Origin of the sequence: Streptomyces sp. NPDC001508, assembly GCF_040298665.1 — a bacterium.
In the GTDB taxonomy this organism is placed as follows: domain Bacteria; phylum Actinomycetota; class Actinomycetes; order Streptomycetales; family Streptomycetaceae; genus Streptomyces.
In genome coordinates, this window is record NZ_JBEPAP010000085.1 from 1 (window position 1) to 4,246 (window position 4,246).

Here is a 4,246-nt window from a genome sequence, read left to right on the forward strand (position 1 = left end):
AGGGCGTAGGAACTCCCATCATCCCAGGTCAGCAGGCACCTCTTCCCATTTCCCCGTCCCCAGACCGACCTTCACGCGGTGGATCCAGGCTGAGACCTCCGAGCCGTTTCCGCTCCGGGAGGTAAAGGAGGCCGTCGCCTTGCGGGGGAAGTCGAGCGAACCGCCGGTTGCTGCCTCGCCTCCGAGTTCATCAAGGGCAGGACACCCGAGCACGGTGACGTCGGCGTGCCGGACGGTGCTCTGTGGCTTCCGCTCGTAGCCGGTGCCGAGGTTGTTCTCGTCGAGCAGACGAGCTTCCAGCTCCGCAGCGGACAGCGCAGTGGTCTCCCCGCCGGTGCCGGCGTGGTGGCCGACTCGGGCGGTCGACGGGGACGCCGGATTTGCCTCACCGGAACGGTCTGAGCAGGCGGGCAGGGCGAGGACGGCGGCGGTGAGGCCGAGGGCGGTGGTGGCGATACGAATGCGCACGGAGATGACCCCTTGGTGCTCGCTGACAGGTCGGGCAGTGCGGGCCTGCGGGCCCGATGGGGGCGAGGGGGATGAGAACTAGTGACCGAGGTGCCGGAGGCAGTCCTCGAAAGTGGCATGTGTCGCATCGCTGGGGCCGGAGTTCCGGTTGTACCAGGCGGCGTCGAGCCGCGTCTCCTGCTGCTGGTGGCCGGACCGGCAGCGCAGCCAGATCTGGCCGCGGGTGGAGATGATGACCCAGTCCCGGTAAGTCCCGCACGTCGTACAGGAGATGACCTCGCCGTCAAGGACGAGCGGCCTCGTCCAGCGCATCATGTGGCCTTCGACCTGGTCGTGGCTGGGCACCACCAGCTCTGATGGCAGGAAGTCGTCCACCTCGTGCGCGGCCTCGGCAGACGGCTCGCGAGCGCCGACCAGCCGGCTACGGTGCGGGATCGGTACCTGATCGGCTATGTGTGCGCCGAACTCGGCGTGCCAACGCAGCATTTCCCGGCTCTCCTGCAGTGCGCGGCGACGGTGTATACGGTGGAACAACCAGGTCCTCCCTCGTCTCGTCCTGCAGACATGATGATCGTCCCCCAGCTCTGTGGCCAGGTTCTATTCGCAAATCCTATAGCAGTTGCCTCGGGCTACCATTCTTCGTCGGCTGTGCCGGCTGCTGTGTGCGGCGACCGGCGCGTTCTGCGGGGCGGCCGTGCGGCGGACTGCTGGTGGTGTATGCGGGGAGGCCGGCTGCCCGGCGGAGCCGCCATACCAGCACGTCGCTGAGTGACTCCGCACTGTCCAGCTCCCGTCGCCCGGCGACGTCGGTGAGGAGCGCGGCCGGATCGTGGCCGGCAGCCGCGGCGTCGGCGAGGGTGGCAGCGAGGGCGCGCCAGCCCGGTTCGGCGAGGATGCGCTCGGCGAGCTCCGGCAGTGCTTGGTGGAGCACGGTGGTCTGGCGCTGGCGCATGGGGCGGCTGAGCTTGCGGCCACGCCGGTCGAGGGCGTTCAACGGTTGGACGGCGGCATGCTGGTATGCGGTGCGCAGATGTTCGGCGGCTTGTCGGGCGGCGGCGGCCTGCTGGGCATGGTCCCGTTTCGCGTGCCAGTGGGCGGCGGCGGTGATGAGGAAGAACAGCATGTCGATCACCATGGCGGTGGTCGCTCCGTCCTCACCGCGGCCCGGGGCAGGTCCGCTGCGTACGAGGTCGCGGGCTGCTTGCCGCAGCGCGTGGTCATGGCCGCGTTCGGCGCGGACGTGGGAGCGGGAGGCACGCTCGAACGCCCTGGCGGCTTCGCGTAGTTCGCGCCGGGTATAGGCGGCGGAGGTCTGTGCGAGCGCGTCCAGAACCTCCCCGGTGGCTGCGATGAAGGCGGCGGCGACCTCATCGGCGCTGTGATCGATGAGTATCAGCGCCTGCCAGGCCGCTGTGGCAGCCCGTCGGCGGGCGAAGGCCGTCCGGTGCGGTCGTGACCGTGCCGGGGCGTCGTCATGGCCCGGGGGATCGGTGGACCAGCGTTCCCGGATGCGGGGCAGGGACAGGTCGGGGGCGAGGCGTGCACCGGGGTAGTACACCGGCTTGCCGTCCTTGTTGAGGTCGTCGAGGAGGGCCACCTTGTACCCCAGCAGGTCACCGGACGGGGCGACCCGTTTGTGGATGAGCAGGTCGGCTGCGGCCAGGCGGTTGAAGAACTCCTCCTCGTTTGTGGCGCCGGCCACCGCATCGCGAACGGTTTCGCGTAGTTCCTCGCGCGCGGTGCGTTCGCGGCCGTGGCGTTGAGCCTTGTGGCGCTCGGCGCTGGTCGGGCGCTTTGCGGCGGTGCCGTCGCCCTTGTTGAGCTGCCGCAGGCCCAGTTCCTTTTCGAGAGCGCGGGCCTGGGCCTGGACGCGGGCAGCATCATTGTTGAGCTTGGGTTTGTAGCCGTCTTCGCGGACGAGGGTGGCGATGATGTGGATGTGGTCGTCGGCGTGGCGGACGGCTACCCACCGGCAGCCGGCGCCCTGCTCGGGCTCGTCGATGCCGCTGGCGGCGACCATGCGGCGGGCCACGTCTCCCCACTCCTCGTCGGTCAGGATCCGGTCTTCGGCGGCATTGCGGACCGACAGGTGCCAGACGTGCTTCTTGGGCCGCTCTGTCGCGTCGACAGCGTCGACCGGCTGGTCGAGGAGTCGCTGAAGCTGTTTGAGCGTGGCGCCGGCATCCCGGCCTGGGTCGGGGGCGTTGTCGTCCCAGGAGGCGACCAGGTGCGGGTCGGTGTGTTCCTCGTAGTTGCCCGGCCCGTACAAGTAGTACAGGAGGCCGATGGTGCGCTGACCGCGCTTGTGGATTTTGGGGATCATGCCCGTGGGGCTTCCTACTCCTGGTCAAGGAGGCGGTCGGTAGCGTGCTGGACGCGCTGGACGGCGCGTTCGGTGGCTGCGATGACGACGTCGAGTTCGGGCGGGTGGGCGCCGGCGTTGACCGCGCGGGCAATCTGGTTGAGGTTGCTGCCGACGTGGCCCAGGTGCCGACGGGCCGCGAAGAACTCGGCGATCACTTCCCGTTCGTCGGCTATCACGCTGGCGGTTCGGGTGAGGTCGCGAGCGGCGTTGAGGGCCGCGCGGGCGAGGAAGCCGGCGAGGGTGAGACCGGCGGCCTCGGCGCCGGCGGTGACGCGGGCAAGTTCGTCGTCGCTGAAGCGTGTGTTGCGTACGTGGGGGCGCTGACGACGCTGGTACTTGCGGCGTCGCGTGCGAGGTGGCGCAGCGTGTTTGTGTGCCTGTTCTTGCCCCTGGGGCTGCGATCCGCCCTCGGTCGCGGCCTCTTCGTCCGGTGTCCCCCGGCGCCGGACGGTTCCCTGCCTCAAGGAGGCAGGGGAGCCCTTGGATACTCCGCTCACGGCGGAGTATCCAAGGGGATAACTTGCTCGCCCCGGGGCCGGGTTGTGTTTCGGCTCACGGTGGTGGGCGCTGCCCTGTGCGTTCGGGTTCGTCATCGGGTTCGCGGCCCTCGGGTGCGGACGCGGTACTGGATGTCGGCGGCCAGCTCGACCATGGCGGTCGGTCCTGCCAGGACGGTCACAGGTTTGTCGGGATGGTGCTGGATGAGCCACTGGCCGGTAGGGGCGAGGACCGCGGCGTGCAGGAACCCTCTGCGGACCAGGACGTCTGCCCAGGCGCTTGCTTCGGCGGTGGACGGTACGCGCGTGCGCGGACTTTGTGGGGTGATGGCTGGTTCCTCCCTGGGGGCGGTGGCCCGGCACGGAGCCGGGCCACCAGTGGGCAAACGGGGCTTTGTGCTGCTGCTTTGTGCGGGTCAGCCGCATTCGATGCAGCTGATGGTGTGGGCGGTCAGCGCCCGGGCCATCCGCTGCTTCGCTGATATGGCGTACGTCGCGCTGCTCTTCGCCGAGGGCCGGCCGGCATGCCGTTGCGCGTGGGCGCGAAGGAAGCTGATCTCCCGCTCGTACTGCGTGCGGATCGTCGTGAAGCGGCGGCAGGTCTTCACCGGTTCCTGCTCCTGTTCGTCGTCGTGGCCGTTCCCTGTCGCAACTGCTGCAGTACGAGGCCCAGCCGGTCGTTCCGCCCGCCGGTGAGGTCCTCGCGCCGCAGGATCTCCCGCAGTTGCACCCTGGTCAGGGCCGCATTGCCATCACGTTCGAGAAGGGCCGGCACATGCGGGAGAACCTGCTGCACGAGCTCGTTTACGGCCTCTTGCTCCTCACGTGACGGGCGCCGGCCCTGTGGCGCGCGGCCTCGGCGGCTCCCTCTGCCCCGAGGCGCCGTCTGCACGCTCTGTTCCCTCTGCACCGTTGG

At 69.5% G+C, this 4,246-nt stretch carries 6 protein-coding genes; all 6 read right to left on the reverse strand.

Going from position 1 to position 4,246, the window contains the following annotated elements; translation table 11 throughout:
• Nucleotides 1–18: 18 nt before the first annotated feature.
• The 6 genes from ABT245_RS41590 to ABT245_RS41615 all read right to left on the reverse strand — a co-directional run bounded on the left by ABT245_RS41590 (nucleotide 19) and on the right by ABT245_RS41615 (nucleotide 4,126).
• A complete protein-coding gene (locus ABT245_RS41590; protein ID WP_351745046.1) occupies nucleotides 19–468 on the reverse strand; it encodes a hypothetical protein in 450 nt (149 codons plus the stop codon).
• A gap of 78 nt (nucleotides 469–546) precedes the next feature.
• Complete coding sequence (locus tag ABT245_RS41595; RefSeq protein WP_502982297.1) at nucleotides 547–1,002, reverse strand: hypothetical protein; 456 nt, start codon at nucleotides 1,000–1,002, stop codon at nucleotides 547–549.
• A gap of 76 nt (nucleotides 1,003–1,078) precedes the next feature.
• Nucleotides 1,079–2,791: a relaxase/mobilization nuclease domain-containing protein gene (locus ABT245_RS41600; RefSeq protein ID WP_351745052.1), complete on the reverse strand. Its 1,713-nt coding sequence runs from the start codon at nucleotides 2,789–2,791 to the stop codon at nucleotides 1,079–1,081.
• 14 nt (nucleotides 2,792–2,805) lie between these two features.
• The gene (locus tag ABT245_RS41605; protein WP_351745055.1) at nucleotides 2,806–3,297 is read right to left on the reverse strand and encodes a plasmid mobilization protein; all 492 of its coding nucleotides are present in this window, start codon (nucleotides 3,295–3,297) and stop codon (nucleotides 2,806–2,808) included.
• A 449-nt stretch (nucleotides 3,298–3,746) separates the two neighbouring features.
• The gene (locus tag ABT245_RS41610) at nucleotides 3,747–3,938 is read right to left on the reverse strand and encodes a hypothetical protein (protein WP_351745057.1); all 192 of its coding nucleotides are present in this window, start codon (nucleotides 3,936–3,938) and stop codon (nucleotides 3,747–3,749) included.
• Nucleotides 3,935–4,126: a hypothetical protein gene (locus ABT245_RS41615; RefSeq protein WP_351745059.1), complete on the reverse strand. Its 192-nt coding sequence runs from the start codon at nucleotides 4,124–4,126 to the stop codon at nucleotides 3,935–3,937. Before ABT245_RS41615 ends, ABT245_RS41610 begins: the two co-directional genes overlap by 4 nt.
• Nucleotides 4,127–4,246 lie beyond the last annotated feature (120 nt).

Bases quoted from the DNA above. Each gene is read 5' to 3' on its own strand.
- ABT245_RS41600 (WP_351745052.1), bottom strand. From the start codon at position 2,791: ATGATCCCCAAAATCCACAAGCGCGGTCAGCGCACCATCGGCCTCCTG.